Raw genomic sequence first — 14,342 nt, 5'->3', positions numbered from 1 at the left:
CGGGACGGGGGAAAGAGGAGGAGAATCTTGTTATTAGATAAGAGTAGTTGCGCTCTACTGAGGTACCTGATTGGTCTACAGGAACCTGAGACAATCATGGCTATTTCCAAGGGCTTGCAACAATCACGTCGAAAAATCTATTACCATCTAGAAAAAATCAATGATGCCCTACCAACAACTGTAGAGAGTATTGAAAGCTTACCTCGCCTCGGTATTCGACTTACCGAAGCGCAAAAACTAGCCTGTCGAGATCTTCTCGATTCCATTGATTCGTACACCTACGTCATGAGCATGCCTGAGCGCATTCAGCTGATGTTGGTATATATCTGTATCACACCAGAAAGAGTGACCATTGAACGGCTAATGGAGTTGACAGAAGTCTCTCGTAATACGGTCTTAAATGATTTGAATGAAATTCGAACCCAGTTGGCTCAAGAACAATACAAGATGACCCTCTATGTGTCTAAGAGTCATGGCTATAGTCTCGTTTGTCACCCTTTAAATAAAATCCAATATGTCCACTCACTTCTCTATACCATCTTCTTGGATGCCAATAAAGGTTTTTTGCAGGTTCTAGAAGCTAAGTTATTTGAGTTGGTGGGGTGTCAGTTGCTCTTCTCAGAAGAAATGGCACAATTTTTACAGGGACAAGTATCGCAGTTAGAAAAGAAACTGGGCAAGAAAATCAATCGCTACGAAATCGAGTTTATGCTCAAAGTATTGCCTTTCTTGCTCCTTAGCTATCGCAATATGGAGCTGGATGACTTGGAAGAACGAGCCATTCTCAAAGAATTTGAACAAGTTCGAGAGCGTATCGAGTACCGAGTTGCTCAGGAATTGAAAGATGCCTTGTTGCAAACCTTTGATTTGAAATTGGATGAAATAGAAATCTCCCTGATTGCCATTTTACTTCTATCCTATCGAAAGGACAGCGATGTTCATGTATTCAGCCAAGATTTCATTGACTTGAAGCGAGTGGTAGAGCGATTTATTCATCATTTTGAGATACATTCACCATTTGAATTGGAAAATCCTGACGAATTAGCCAAACATCTCTTGGCACATTGTAAGGCTCTGTTGTTCAGAAAAACCTACGGCATCCTATCTAAAAATCCAATGGTCCAACAAATCCAAGATAAATACAGCACCCTGTTTGCTATGACACGGGTTTCTGGAAAGATTTTGGAGGAGGAGTGGCAGATTGAGTTATCCGATGGAGATATTGCCTATTTGACGATTCATCTAGGAGGAGCTATTCGACGCAGTGGGACACGCAAGGCACAGACACAGATTGTCTATTTAATCTGTGATGAAGGGGTGTCAGTCCAACGCTTACTTTATAAACAATGCCAGCATCACTTGCCAGATAAGAAGATTGGCGCAGTCTTTACCACTGAACAATTCAAGAGTGTCGAAGACTTACTAGAGGTTGATTTCTTGATTACAACCAGCGATGGGTTGGAAACTGATTTCCCTTTGGTGCAGGTTCACCCCATTTTAGATTTTGATGATGTGCTAAACATGACTCATTTTGCAAAATATCGTAGTTTGGCAGATGAAAAACAAGTTTTTGCAGTAGAACTAGACAAGCTTCTATCGGGATATATCGCAGACGGAAGGACCGCTCGAGAACTCAAACAACGGCTACAAAAACTGATTACCAATGAATTATTAACCAATTTATCCAGTCAAGATATTGAAACAGATCTGTATTAGGGTAAAGTCCAAGTTTGAACACAAGCCTGTGTTTTATTTGGTCTTTTTTTTGTTGCCTTTGGAGCATATACTAGAAGCATAGAAACGTACCTTATAGGAGGAATGGAAAATGGCTAAAGTTCAAGATATTACAAGAGAATCCTGGATTCTTTCAACCTTCCCAGAGTGGGGAACTTGGCTCAATGAAGAAATCGAAGAAGAAGTAGTGCCAGAGGGCAACTTTGCTATGTGGTGGCTTGGAAACTGTGGTGTCTGGATTAAAACACCAGGTGGAGCTAACGTGGTCATGGACCTCTGGTCATCACGTGGAAAATCCACTAAAAAAGTGAAAGATATGGTTTGGGGACACCAGATGGCTAACATGGCTGGCGTGCGCAAATTGCAACCAAACTTGCGTGTGCAGCCAATGGTTATCGATCCATTTGCCATCAATGAATTGGACTACTATCTAGTATCGCACGTCCACAGCGACCACATGGATATCAGCACTGCCGCTGCCATCATCAACAATCCTAAATTGGACCATGTGAAATTTGTCGGACCGGTTGAAAGTGGCGATATCTGGGAAAAATGGGGGGTTCCAGCTGACCGTATCATCCGTATCGCACCAGGCGATAGCTTTGAGTTTAAAGACATCAAGGTCCACGCTGTAGAATCCTTCGACCGTACTTGCTTGGTGACACTTCCGATCGAAGGTTATGACGAAAATGGTGGTAAATTAGCAGGACTTCCTGTGACAGATGAACTCATGGCTCGCAAGGCAGTCAACTATGTCTTTGAAACACCTGGCGGAACTATCTACCATGGTGCAGACTCCCACTTCTCAAACTATTTTGCAAAACACGGTCGTGACTTCAACATCGACGTTGCTATCAACAACTACGGTGACAACCCAATCGGTATCCAAGACAAGATGACATCAATCGACCTTCTCCGGATGGCAGAAAACTTGCGTGCTAAGGTAATCATCCCTGTTCACTACGACATCTGGTCTAACTTCATGGCGTCAACAGATGAAATCCTACAGCTCTGGAAAATGCGGAAAGAACGCTTGCAATACGATTTCCATCCATTCATCTGGGAAGTTGGTGGCAAGTATACTTACCCGATGGACAAGGACCGTATCGAATATCACCACCCACGTGGCTTTGATGATTGCTTCTTAGAAGACTCAAATATTCAATTTAAGGCTTTATTATAAGATTTAGAACTCTCTTGCCCCATAGAGACGAGGAGAGGCACTATAAACTCTGATAAAGTATGAAATGTGCGAATTACTACTGTTCACTCCAAGGGCGGGACGAAAGTCCTGCCTCTTTTCTACGGACAATTTATTTCTCGCTTCATTCAAACAGACATAGAAAACGCTTTATGGTATAATAAATTCATGACTTTAAAAAAGGAGAAAAACATGTCAAATCTTTCAGTCAATGCGATTCGTTTCCTTGGTATTGATGCCATCGAAAAATCAAAATCAGGTCACCCAGGTGTCGTCATGGGTGCGGCTCCAATGGCCTACAGCCTTTTTACTAAAGAACTTCGTATCAACCCTGCTCAGCCAAACTGGGTGAACCGTGACCGCTTTATCTTATCAGCAGGTCATGGGTCAATGCTGCTTTACGGACTTCTTCACCTTTCAGGTTTTGAAGAAGTGACTATGGACGAGATTAAAAACTTCCGTCAGTGGGGCTCAAAAACACCAGGTCACCCAGAATTCGGTCACACAGCAGGTGTGGATGCAACAACAGGTCCTCTTGGACAAGGTATCTCAACTGCGACAGGTTTTGCGCAAGCAGAGCGTTTCCTTGCAGCTAAGTACAACCGTGATGGTTTCCCAATCTTTGACCACTATACTTACGTAATCTGTGGTGATGGCGACTTGATGGAGGGTGTTTCTGCAGAAGCGGCTTCTTACGCAGGTCTTCAAAAATTAGAAAAACTCATCGTTCTTTACGATTCAAATGACATCAACTTGGATGGCGAAACAAAAGACTCCTTCACAGAAGATGTACGTGCCCGTTACAATGCTTATGGCTGGCATACAGACCTTGTAACAGACGGTACAGATGTAGATGCCATCTTTGCTGCTATTGAAAAGGCAAAAGTAGCTGGTAAGCCATCTCTTATCGAAATCAAGACTGTTATCGGTCATGGTTCGCCAAACAAACAAGGTACAAATGCCGTTCACGGTGCTCCACTTGGTGCAGAAGAAACAGAAGCAACTCGTAAGGCGCTTGATTGGAACTATGGTCCATTTGAAATTCCAGCTGAAGTCTATGCGGACTTCAAAGCTAATGTAGCTGATCGCGGTGCAGCAGCCTACGATGCTTGGGTGAAATTAGTTGAAGACTACAAAGTAGCTCATCCAGAATTAGCAGCTGAAGTAACAGCTATCTTGGAAGGTCGTGACGTAGTTGAAATCAAGCCAGAAGACTTCCCAGTTTATGAGAATGGCTTCTCACAAGCAACTCGTAACTCATCACAAGATGCGCTTAACGCAGCGGCTAAGGTCTTGCCAACCTTCCTCGGTGGTTCAGCTGACTTGGCTCACTCAAACATGACCTACATCAAGGAAGATGGTTTGCAAGATTCAGTAAATCCACTCAACCGCAATATTCAGTTCGGTGTGCGTGAATTTGCCATGGGAACTATCTTGAATGGTATGGCAGCCCACGGCGGACTTCGTGTCTATGGTGGTACCTTCTTCGTCTTCTCAGACTATGTAAAAGCAGCAGTTCGTTTGTCAGCTCTTCAAGGACTTCCTGTGACTTATGTCTTCACTCATGACTCTATCGCAGTTGGTGAAGATGGACCAACTCACGAACCAATCGAGCACTTGGCAGGACTTCGTGCTATGCCAAACCTCAACGTTTTCCGTCCAGCAGATGCGCGTGAAACACAGGCAGCTTGGTACTTGTCATTGACTAGCAAGTCTACACCATCAGCCCTTGTTCTCACTCGTCAAAACTTGACAGTTGAAGAAGGAACAGACTTTGACAAGGTTGCAAAAGGGGCTTATGTTGTCTATGAAGCAGCAGGCTTTGATACAATCCTTCTTGCATCTGGTTCAGAAGTGAACTTGGCTGTCAAAGCTGCCAAAGAATTAGAAGCAGCAGGCACTAAGGTTCGTGTGGTTTCTGTGCCATCAACTGAACTCTTCGATGCACAAGACGCAGCTTACAAGGAAGAAATCCTTCCAAATGCCATCCGTCGTCGTTTGGCAATTGAAATGGGTGCAACTCAAAGTTGGTACAAGTATGTCGGTCTTGACGGTAAAGTCCTTGGTATCGACACATTCGGTGCCTCAGCTCCAGCCCAAACAGTTATTGACAACTACGGCTTCACAGTAGAAAATGTTGTGAAATTAGTTGGCGAATTGTAATAGAAAATGTCAGATACAGCCTTTCGAGGCTGTTTTTGAATTTTTTTAAAAATTTTCTTGACAATATCGACAATAAATGATATATTAATATCTGTAAAAATCAATATTGCTCCCCCTACCTTCTCGACTGAGGAGGTATTTTTATATTTTTAAGTTAATAGAAGGGCAGAATTTTGAAAGAAATGTGTGATAAGGAAGAAGTAGTGTTAGATTGATTTTGATAGCAGCGAATAAAGAAGTGATTTTGAACTGTTATCAGGGCTGTGCTATAATAGATTTATGAACTATACACATGAAGAAAAAGAGTATTTTATGACTCAAGCATTGCAAGAAGCTAGAAAGTCGCTAGAAAAGGATGAAATTCCAATTGGTTGTGTGATTGTCAAGGATGGCCAGATTATTGGCAGAGGGCATAATGCGCGTGAGGAACTCAATCAGGCAATCATGCACGCTGAGGTTATGGCAATCCAAGAGGCTAACAATGTTGAGGGGAATTGGCGCTTGCTTGATTCGACCCTTTTTGTGACGATTGAACCTTGTGTGATGTGTAGCGGAGCTATTGGCCTAGCACGCATTCCGCAGGTCATCTATGGAGCAACCAACAAAAAGTTTGGAGCTGCAGGTAGCCTCTATGACATTCTGACAGATGAGCGGCTCAACCATCGTGTCAAGGTAGAAACAGGTATTTTAGAAGCGGAATGTGCCAATATCATGCAAGATTTTTTCAGACAACGCAGAGAAAGTCAGAAGGCTGCTAAACTTATCATGAAGACGCAAGAGGAAGCAACTTCGGATAGCTAGTTAATATTCCAAACTTGCACTCTGGCCAAATTGTGTTATAATATTAAATGGAGCAACATTCGTGCGTGAAGCGGGTCAGGGGAGGAATCCAGCAGCCCTAAGCGAGGTCGAGTGTGTGCTCTTTTTGCGTATAATCTAAGAACCCTTTGAAATCAGGCTTTCAGAGGGTTTTCTTTGGCTTATTTTTAGAAATGAGAGGCAAAATAGGGGCAACTTAAGAAAACTTTTTGGATGCTCTGCTATTCTACTGAGGAATAAGGAGGAAAGCCTATGTTTTTATTTGCCTTTCCAGGTATGGGAAAAACGACACTTGCTAAGAAATATACAGATGTTGTGGACTTAGAAATGTCTGACATTAAGTACGATAATAGCAGTGTTCGTCATTTAACGAAAGAGGAGCGAAAATCCACCAAACGCCCACTGAAGGATAAACGCTATAAAACAATCTATGTCAATAAGGGCTACACTCTTCATAGACAAGGAAAGACAGTCCTAGTAGCGCTGAATTTTCTGATGAGAATGTTGCTGGCCATGTCTATACGCGGTGGTGTACCATTTCATATCTATATTCCCCACCCTTCTCTCAAAGAAGAATACCGCCAACGTTACATTTCAAGAGGCAACAACGACCGGTTCATCTTTGAAGTCATGTTCATTTGGTATCCTGCCCTCATTCCGCTTTACCTACTATCTAAGATTCTCCCGAAATGGATTACAGTAACCCAGTCGGGAGAGACTTTGGAGGATTATTACAAACGCGAAAATTTCGTTAGATTTTCACAAAAATTAAGATTTATACAACATATTTCATGAAAATAAATGAAAATTGATAAATTTCTTGAAAAAAATATGATAAAGCGTTATCATATTATGGTACATAAATGGAGGAAAAACATGACACATATTACATTTGATTATTCAAAAGTCTTGGGCCAATTCGTTGGAGCTCAAGAAGTAGAATACATGCAACCACAAGTTACCCTTGCAGACCAAATGCTCCGTCAAGGAACAGGTCCTGGTAGCGACTTTATCGGCTGGTTGGATTTGCCAGAAAACTACGACAAAGAAGAGTTTGCTCGTATCAAGGAAGCAGCAGCTAAAATCCAAAATGAAAGTGAAGTTTTGGTAGTTATCGGTATCGGTGGTTCTTACCTTGGTGCTAAAGCAGCTATTGATTTCTTGAGCAATGCCTTTGTAAACTTGCAAACACGTGAAGAGCGCAAAGCTCCACAAATCCTTTACGCTGGAAACTCTATCTCATCAAGCTATCTTGCTGACTTGGTGGATTATGTTGCTGATAAGGATTTCTCAGTTAACGTGATTTCAAAATCAGGTACAACAACTGAACCTGCTATTGCCTTCCGCGTCTTCAAAGAATTACTTGTCAAGAAATACGGTCAAGAAGAAGCCAACAAGCGTATCTATGCGACAACTGACAAGGCAAAAGGTGCAGTTAAGGTTGAAGCGGACGCAAATGGTTGGGAAACTTTTGTAGTTCCAGATGATGTCGGCGGTCGTTTCTCAGTCTTGACTGCAGTTGGTCTTTTGCCAATCGCGGCAGCTGGTGCAGACATTGATGCCCTTATGGAAGGTGCAAACGCAGCCCGCACGACATTTACATCTGATAAGATTGCTGAAAACCAAGCATACCAATATGCAGCTGTCCGTAACATCCTTTACAGAAAAGGCTATGTAACAGAAATCTTGGCTAACTACGAGCCATCACTCCAATACTTCAGCGAGTGGTGGAAACAATTGGCGGGCGAGTCAGAAGGTAAGGACCAAAAAGGTATCAACCCAACATCCGCTAACTTCTCAACAGACTTGCACTCACTTGGACAATTTATCCAAGAAGGAAACCGCAATATCTTTGAAACAGTAGTTCGTGTTGATAAACCAAGAAAAAATATCTTGATTCCTGAAATGGCAGAAGACCTTGACGGTCTTGGCTACTTGCAAGGAAAAGACGTTGACTTTGTAAACAAAAAAGCAACGGACGGCGTACTTCTTGCCCACACAGATGGTGGCGTACCAAACATGTTTGTCACTCTTCCGCAACAAGATGAGTTCACACTTGGTTACACCTTCTACTTCTTCGAGTTGGCAATTGCGATCTCTGGTTACCTCAATGCAATCAACCCATTTGACCAACCAGGTGTAGAAGCCTACAAGAAAAACATGTTCGCTCTTCTTGGAAAACCAGGATTTGAAGAACTCGGTGCAGAATTGAACGCACGTTTGTAAGAAAACCAAACTGATCGGAAACGGTCAGTTTTTCTTTGCTTATTAAATGTGGTAGAATAGAGTCTATGAAAAAAGAATTTTTTGTAATCGGCGATGTCCATGGAAAGTTTGAACTGCTACTCGATATTTTGAAGAAATGGAACGAGAAGCGACAACAGTTGATCTTCCTAGGTGATTTGATTGATCGCGGAGAAAATTCCAAAGCCTGTTTGGAGTTGGTCTGGAGCTTGGTGCGGGAAAAGGGGGCAATTTGTCTGACGGGTAACCACGAGCGAATGTTTCTAGCCTGGTTGCGTGATCCGATTGACCGCTATGACCACTATCGGCGAAATGGTGGCGATACGACGATTAACTCCCTTCTTGGTCGGCCCTTGGATGCTCCTGTAGATGGATTGGTGGATGCCAATGCAGTGTTGGAACAATATGAGGACCTGATTGATTTCGTCAAATCTTGTCCCTATCATCTGGAAACGGAAGATTATATCTTTGTCCATGCTGGTGTGGACTTGACCTTACCAGACTGGCGTGAAACCAGCAATCATGATAAGGTTTGGTTACGCACCCCTTTCCATGAGGCCGAAAATACCACAGGGAAGATGATTGTCTTTGGGCATACTCCTGTTTATAACCTTTATCAAACAAAACTCCGCATTAGCCAAATCTGGACCAGTCCAGATGGGAAAATGGGGATTGACGGTGGAGCTGTTTACGGCGGAGTTTTGCATGGGATCGTGCTGGATGGTACAGGCTTGGTACAGGATTACATCGTAGGAGCTGTCAATCCCAGAAAAGAAATTGAAGATTAAGATAATACATGAAAATTAGGAGGTAAAACTTCTAATTTTTTTGTTTTTCTACTTGACAACGCATATATATATATATATAATGGTGTTGTACACAATTTTTTGGAGGATTATATGGCGAAGAAAATTAGAGATGAACATGGGAATGTCTATGTGCAAAAGAAACCATTTTACAAGCGAATTTGGTTTATTGTGTTGGTTGGATTGTTTGCGATTGGTCTGATTAAGAACCTTACGAGCTCTAGCGGTGGCCAATCTTCGACAGAACAGGTAAGTACAAGCTCTATAAGATACAAAACTTACCAATTGTCAGAAGTGGCTATCAGCATAAATGAATCATGGAAGAGTAAAGAAGGGGATACGAGTGATACCTTATATTTTTATCCCGATGATTCATCATTGGCAATGGCATATTGGTTGCCCTTAGAGGAATCAGTTAAAGATGCAACTGTTCGCTCCCAATATCTGAAGGGGATGGAACAGTCAGGAAAAGTGATACCAGCTAACGAAAGCTCAGCTAAGATTGATGGGATGGACAGCTTCCTTTATGATGCGACAGGTACGATAGATGGCGAAGCATATAAAGGTCAACTCTTTTTAGTCGACACTCCAACAGGGATTTTTAAATGTAATTTATATGTCAAAGGATGACTATTCTTCCACTAGGAAACAAGAGTTTGAACAGATCTTAAATAGCGTAGATATTAGTGATGAGGTAGTAGAATCTTCCTCTAAAACTACGGAAACCCCAACAAGTTCAGAAAGTACTGCTACAGTTTCAGAATTTAATCCGACAGATAGCTCAGATGCAACAATTGAAAGTATAAAAACTTATAGCGATTATATGAAGATGTATGAATTCATTGTGAATGAATATATTACGAACTATGAAAATATGGTCAGCCAGTATGGATTGGGTGATGCCACTATGTACCAGTCTGTGCGTGATACGGTATCACAATCTGTTGAGCAACAGAAAAAACAATATGGTCCATTAGGAAATGCTGCAATTGTTGGAAGAGCAGAGATTATTACATTCTTGAAAGAGTATAGAGATGGTTTGCAACAGCAGATAGAGCAAATGTCAGCTGCTTTAGGAGGATAGAGAGTTCTATAGTATTTAGGAGGCTGGGCAAAAAGCCCAGGATCACTTCTCAGAGTTCGTATCAACATCTCAGCGCAGTGGTTGATTGGCAGATTTGTTCGTGTTTTGCACTCCAAATCTGGCCTAATCAACTGTGCGAGGGTGGGAAGACGAACTCTTTTTTGACCTAATCGAGTTCTTTCCCACTCCCTTTTTCATTTTTTTGCATTTCTTCCCAAATTTTCAGAAAATTTTGATATAATAGAAAAAATATTATTTTTAGATTGGAAACATTATGACTGCACAAAAAATGACTGCGCAAGAAATCATTGCTTTTATCGGTAATGCTGTGAAGAAGACAACTGTTAAAGTGACCTTTGAAGGAGAATTGGCAGGAGCTGTTCCTGCTGAAGTGACAAAGCTTGGCAATGTCCTCTTCGGTGACTGGAAGGATGTCGAGCCACTCTTGGCAAACTTGACTGAAAATGTAGACTATGTGGTGGAGCAAGACGGCCGCAATTCGGCTGTGCCTTTGCTGGACAAGCGTAATATCAATGCCCGTATCGAGCCAGGTGCCATTATCCGCGATCAAGTGACCATTGGCGATAATGCCGTTATCATGATGGGCGCGGTGATTAACATCGGTGCGGAAATCGGTCCAGGTACCATGATTGATATGGGTGCGATTTTGGGCGGCCGTGCGACCGTTGGTAAAAACAGCCACATCGGTGCAGGTGCGGTCCTTGCAGGTGTCATCGAGCCAGCTTCTGCCGAGCCAGTTCGTGTCGGCGACAACGTTTTGGTCGGTGCCAATGCCGTTGTTATCGAGGGCGTGCAAATCGGTAGCGGTTCTGTAGTGGCGGCGGGTGCCATTGTGACTCAAGATGTTCCTGAAAACGTAGTGGTGGCAGGTGTGCCAGCCCGCATCATCAAGGAAATCGACGCTCAAACCCAACAAAAAACAGCCTTGGAAGAGGCTTTGCGGACACTCTAAGAGGTAGCTATGCTAGATTTGATTGCGACACGCCGGGCCCTCCACCAGATTCCAGAGCTGGGCATGGAGGAGTTCAAGACCCACGCCTTTCTTATGGAAACTATTGAAGGTTTACTTCAAGACTGTTCTTTTGCCCAAGTCCGCACTTGGAAGACAGGGATTCTGGTCTATCTGACAGGCTCTGCTCCAGAGAAAACGATTGGCTGGCGGGCGGATATTGACGGTCTGCCGATCGTGGAGGAGACGGGCCTGGACTTCAAGTCCCTCCACCCAGACAGGATGCACGCCTGCGGACATGATTTCCACATGACCATTGCCTTGGGGCTTTTGGAGAAAATGGCAGAGCAGCAGCCGAGAAATAATCTTCTCTTCTTGTTTCAGCCTGCGGAGGAAAATCTAGCAGGTGGCATGCTTATGTATGAAGCGGGAGCTTTCGGGGATTGGTTACCAGATGAATTTTATGGGCTCCATGTCCGACCGGACCTCAAAGTTGGTCAAATGGCCACCAACCGTGCGACCCTCTTTGCTGGGACCTGTGAAGTCAAGATACGATTTACAGGAAAGGGTGGGCACGCAGCATTTCCCTATACCGCAAATGACGCCTTGGTGGCAGCCAGCTACTTTGTGACTCAGGTGCAGTCGGTGGTCAGCCGTAACGTTGATCCGATTGAGGGAGCGGTGGTCACCTTCGGCTCCATGCACGCGGGCACGACCAATAATGTTATTGCTGAAACAGCTTTTTTGCACGGCACCATTCGGGCTTTGACCCAGAACATGAGTCTTCTGGTGCAAAAGCGGGTGCGGGAAGTGGCAGAGGGAATCGCCCTGTCCTTTGGAGTAGACTTGGAAATCGAGCTCAATCCTAGCGGTTATCTACCTGTGGAAAATAATCCTCAGTTGGCGGATGAACTCATGACCTACTTTGATGGCATTGACGGAGTGGAGATGATTGACTGTCCACCTGCCATGACGGGTGAGGACTTCGGCTACCTGCTCAACAAGGTGCCGGGTGTTATGTTCTGGCTGGGTGTGGATACGCCTTATCCCCTCCACAATCCTCGCCTTAGTCCCAAGGAGGAAGTGCTTCCCTTTGCTGTGGATAAGTTGAGTGATTTTTTGAAAATGAAAGCAAACTAGACTGGTTTTCCAGCCTTTTTCTGAAAAGAAAGGAGTTTCTGTGGATAAAAAGAGCATTCGGCAAGAGGTCTTGCAGAGTTTGAAAGATCTGACTAGTAGTCAGCGAGCAAGATGGAGTCAGCAGTTAACGGAACGCCTCCTTGCTTCTGATACTTATCAGGGTGCAAAGTCGCTTGGGACCTACCTTTCCATGCCCCATGAGTTTGACACTTCTTACCTGATTGAACAGGCTCAAAAGGACGGCAAGCAGATTTTCATCCCTAAGACCTATTCACAAGGACGTATGGATTTTGTAGAATATAATCCTGATGATTTGGTGAAATCTAGGTTTGGAGTTTGGGAACCTGGTATTTATTCACAACCTGTGGATAAGTCTGTGGTTAAGTTGCTCCATGTGCCTGGTTTAGCTTGGAATCAAGCGGGTTTTCGAGTGGGCTATGGTGGTGGTTTTTATGATCGCTACCTAGCAGATTATCAGGGGGAGACGGTATCGACCTTGGCAGACTTTCAAGTCTATGATTTCGAACCAGATGTTTTTGATATTCCAGTGAAGGAGTTGTTGATTTTTGAAGAACTTTTTTGATAAGCGCTATCCTGTGACCAATGGCTTGTTGGCAGTCACGGCTCTTGTTTTTCTTTTGATACAAGTATTTCGATTTGGGCAGACCACTACAGCCTATACAATTTTTGAATTTGGTGGCATGTATGGTCAAGTTGTGCGGTATGATCCGACTCAGTTGTGGCGGTTGATTTCCCCCATCTTTGTCCACATTGGTTGGGAGCATTTTATCTTTAACAGCATTACTTTGCTTGGTTTGGGTTATCAATTAGAAGGACTGTTTGGCTCAAGGCGCTTCTTTCTCCTCTATCTCTTGTCTGGGATAATGGGCAATCTTTTTGTTCTCTTTTTTACACCAGATGTAGTTGGTGCAGGTGCATCGACCTCGCTCTTTGGTCTTTTTGCGGCTATGGCACTTTTGAGGAAATTTAGTCGCAGCCCTTATCTACAGGTTCTTGGTCAACGCTACATGGTCCTTTTAGGATTGAACTTGGTCTTGGGACTTTTTAATCCAACCATTAGTATGGCAGGACATATTGGAGGAGCTGTTGGAGGTTGCTTGGTCGTGATGTTCCTTCCACCTCTTGTGGAAAAAGATCTCTTTACAGGAAAACAGATTTTTTTCAGTTTCATTGGCTATCTGGGTCTGATCGCCCTATTATTAGGGATATTTTATTTGACATAAGAAAAAACTAGCGCTTGCTAGTTTTTCTTTGTATCTAATTTTTTACCAAGATCGATCAAGTATTGTTTCAAATCATCTTTTACTTGAGGGTGTTGGAGGGCGTAGTCGATAGAAGTTTTCATGAAACCGAACTTATCCCCAACATCGTAACGGTTGCCTTTGAATTCACGAGCAAACACGCGTTGTGTTTTATTGAGTGTATCGATAGCATCTGTCAATTGAATCTCGTTCCCGGCACCTGGTTTTTGGTTTTCTAAAATCTCAAAGATTTCAGGAGTGAGTAAGTAGCGTCCGATAATAGCAAGGTCAGAAGGAGCGTCTTCTGGTTTTGGTTTTTCCACAAAGGTTTCCACACTATAGAGACCGTTGACACCTTCACCTTGTGGAGCGATAACACCGTATGCAGAAACTTCTTCATGAGGAACGGGCATAACAGCAATGGTTGAAGCATGTGTTTTTTCATAGTCGTTCATGAGTTGCTTAGTCAATGGGACAGCTTTTGTATCTGTGATGTCCATGAGGTCATCGCCCAGCATGACAACAAATGGCTCGTTCCCGACAAATGCTTTAGCTTGAAGAACGGCATCACCAAGTCCACGTGGATGGCTTTGACGAATGAAGTGTAGTCGAATGCCTGTTGTCTCATCAACAAGTTTCAACAAATCATTTTTGCCTTTTTCTTTGAGGTTGTATTCCAATTCAAAGTTTGAATCAAAGTGGTCTTCGATAGAACGTTTTGATTTACCAGTGACCACCAAAATATCTTCGATACCAGATCGTAGAGCTTCTTCAACGATAAATTGAATAGTTGGTTTATCAACAATCGGCAACATTTCTTTGGCAAGAGCCTTAGTGACAGGCAAGAAACGTGTTCCCAAACCTGCTGCAGGGATAACGGCTTTTCTAACTTTTTTCATAAGTATGTAATCCTTTTAAT

14 protein-coding genes and 1 other RNA gene are annotated in these 14,342 nt (G+C 43.2%); 14 read left to right on the top strand and 1 reads right to left on the bottom strand.

Features of this window, described 5'->3' with window-relative positions:
• Positions 1 to 27: 27 nt before the first annotated feature.
• The 14 genes from YYK_RS09090 (at position 28) to YYK_RS09030 (ending at position 13,405) form a co-directional block, all read left to right on the top strand.
• Positions 28 to 1,716 carry a BglG family transcription antiterminator gene (locus YYK_RS09090; protein WP_012775379.1) on the top strand — a complete coding sequence of 563 codons (1,689 nt, stop codon included), beginning with the start codon at positions 28 to 30 and terminating at the stop codon, positions 1,714 to 1,716.
• 109 nt (positions 1,717 to 1,825) lie between these two features.
• A complete protein-coding gene (gene ulaG, locus YYK_RS09085; RefSeq protein WP_002938500.1) occupies positions 1,826 to 2,917 on the top strand; it encodes an L-ascorbate 6-phosphate lactonase in 1,092 nt (363 codons plus the stop codon).
• Positions 2,918 to 3,127: 210 nt separating this feature from the next.
• On the top strand, positions 3,128 to 5,098 hold the full coding sequence (gene tkt / locus YYK_RS09080; RefSeq protein ID WP_012775378.1) for a transketolase: 1,971 nt from the start codon (positions 3,128 to 3,130) through the stop codon (positions 5,096 to 5,098).
• 279 nt (positions 5,099 to 5,377) lie between these two features.
• On the top strand, positions 5,378 to 5,899 hold the full coding sequence (gene tadA, locus YYK_RS09075) for a tRNA adenosine(34) deaminase TadA (RefSeq protein WP_012027934.1): 522 nt from the start codon (positions 5,378 to 5,380) through the stop codon (positions 5,897 to 5,899).
• A 41-nt stretch (positions 5,900 to 5,940) separates the two neighbouring features.
• An RNA gene (gene ffs, locus YYK_RS10080) (signal recognition particle sRNA small type) lies at positions 5,941 to 6,032 on the top strand.
• A 137-nt stretch (positions 6,033 to 6,169) separates the two neighbouring features.
• On the top strand, positions 6,170 to 6,712 hold the full coding sequence (locus tag YYK_RS09070; RefSeq protein WP_012775377.1) for an ATP-binding protein: 543 nt from the start codon (positions 6,170 to 6,172) through the stop codon (positions 6,710 to 6,712).
• 81 nt (positions 6,713 to 6,793) lie between these two features.
• A complete protein-coding gene (locus tag YYK_RS09065; protein WP_012775376.1) occupies positions 6,794 to 8,143 on the top strand; it encodes a glucose-6-phosphate isomerase in 1,350 nt (449 codons plus the stop codon).
• 65 nt (positions 8,144 to 8,208) lie between these two features.
• Entirely contained in the window at positions 8,209 to 8,949 is a 741-nt protein-coding gene (locus YYK_RS09060) for a metallophosphoesterase (RefSeq protein ID WP_012775375.1), read from the top strand.
• A 111-nt stretch (positions 8,950 to 9,060) separates the two neighbouring features.
• Complete coding sequence (locus YYK_RS09055) at positions 9,061 to 9,597, top strand: hypothetical protein (protein WP_012775374.1); 537 nt, start codon at positions 9,061 to 9,063, stop codon at positions 9,595 to 9,597.
• Entirely contained in the window at positions 9,584 to 10,051 is a 468-nt protein-coding gene (locus tag YYK_RS10240) for a hypothetical protein (protein WP_012027929.1), read from the top strand. Before YYK_RS09055 ends, YYK_RS10240 begins: the two co-directional genes overlap by 14 nt.
• Before the next feature lie 274 nt (positions 10,052 to 10,325).
• Positions 10,326 to 11,024 carry a 2,3,4,5-tetrahydropyridine-2,6-dicarboxylate N-acetyltransferase gene (gene dapD, locus YYK_RS09045; protein ID WP_012028552.1) on the top strand — a complete coding sequence of 233 codons (699 nt, stop codon included), beginning with the start codon at positions 10,326 to 10,328 and terminating at the stop codon, positions 11,022 to 11,024.
• Between the two features lie 9 nt (positions 11,025 to 11,033).
• Positions 11,034 to 12,161, top strand: coding sequence for an N-acetyldiaminopimelate deacetylase (locus YYK_RS09040; protein WP_012027925.1), 1,128 nt, complete (start codon positions 11,034 to 11,036; stop codon positions 12,159 to 12,161).
• A gap of 40 nt (positions 12,162 to 12,201) precedes the next feature.
• Entirely contained in the window at positions 12,202 to 12,744 is a 543-nt protein-coding gene (locus YYK_RS09035; protein ID WP_012027924.1) for a 5-formyltetrahydrofolate cyclo-ligase, read from the top strand.
• Positions 12,728 to 13,405, top strand: a complete 678-nt coding sequence (locus YYK_RS09030) for a rhomboid family intramembrane serine protease (RefSeq protein WP_012027923.1) — start codon at positions 12,728 to 12,730, stop codon at positions 13,403 to 13,405. Before YYK_RS09035 ends, YYK_RS09030 begins: the two co-directional genes overlap by 17 nt.
• A gap of 17 nt (positions 13,406 to 13,422) precedes the next feature.
• On the opposite strand, the gene galU is transcribed toward YYK_RS09030, so the two are convergent.
• Positions 13,423 to 14,322 (bottom strand): UTP--glucose-1-phosphate uridylyltransferase GalU, encoded by a 900-nt coding sequence (gene galU / locus YYK_RS09025; protein ID WP_014917324.1) that lies wholly within the window; start codon positions 14,320 to 14,322, stop codon positions 13,423 to 13,425.
• Between the last annotated feature and the right edge of the window lie 20 nt (positions 14,323 to 14,342).

The organism is Streptococcus suis S735, from assembly GCF_000294495.1.
Taxonomy (GTDB): Bacteria; Bacillota; Bacilli; order Lactobacillales; family Streptococcaceae; genus Streptococcus; species Streptococcus suis.
This window is presented reverse-complemented; position numbering and strand designations above follow the sequence as displayed.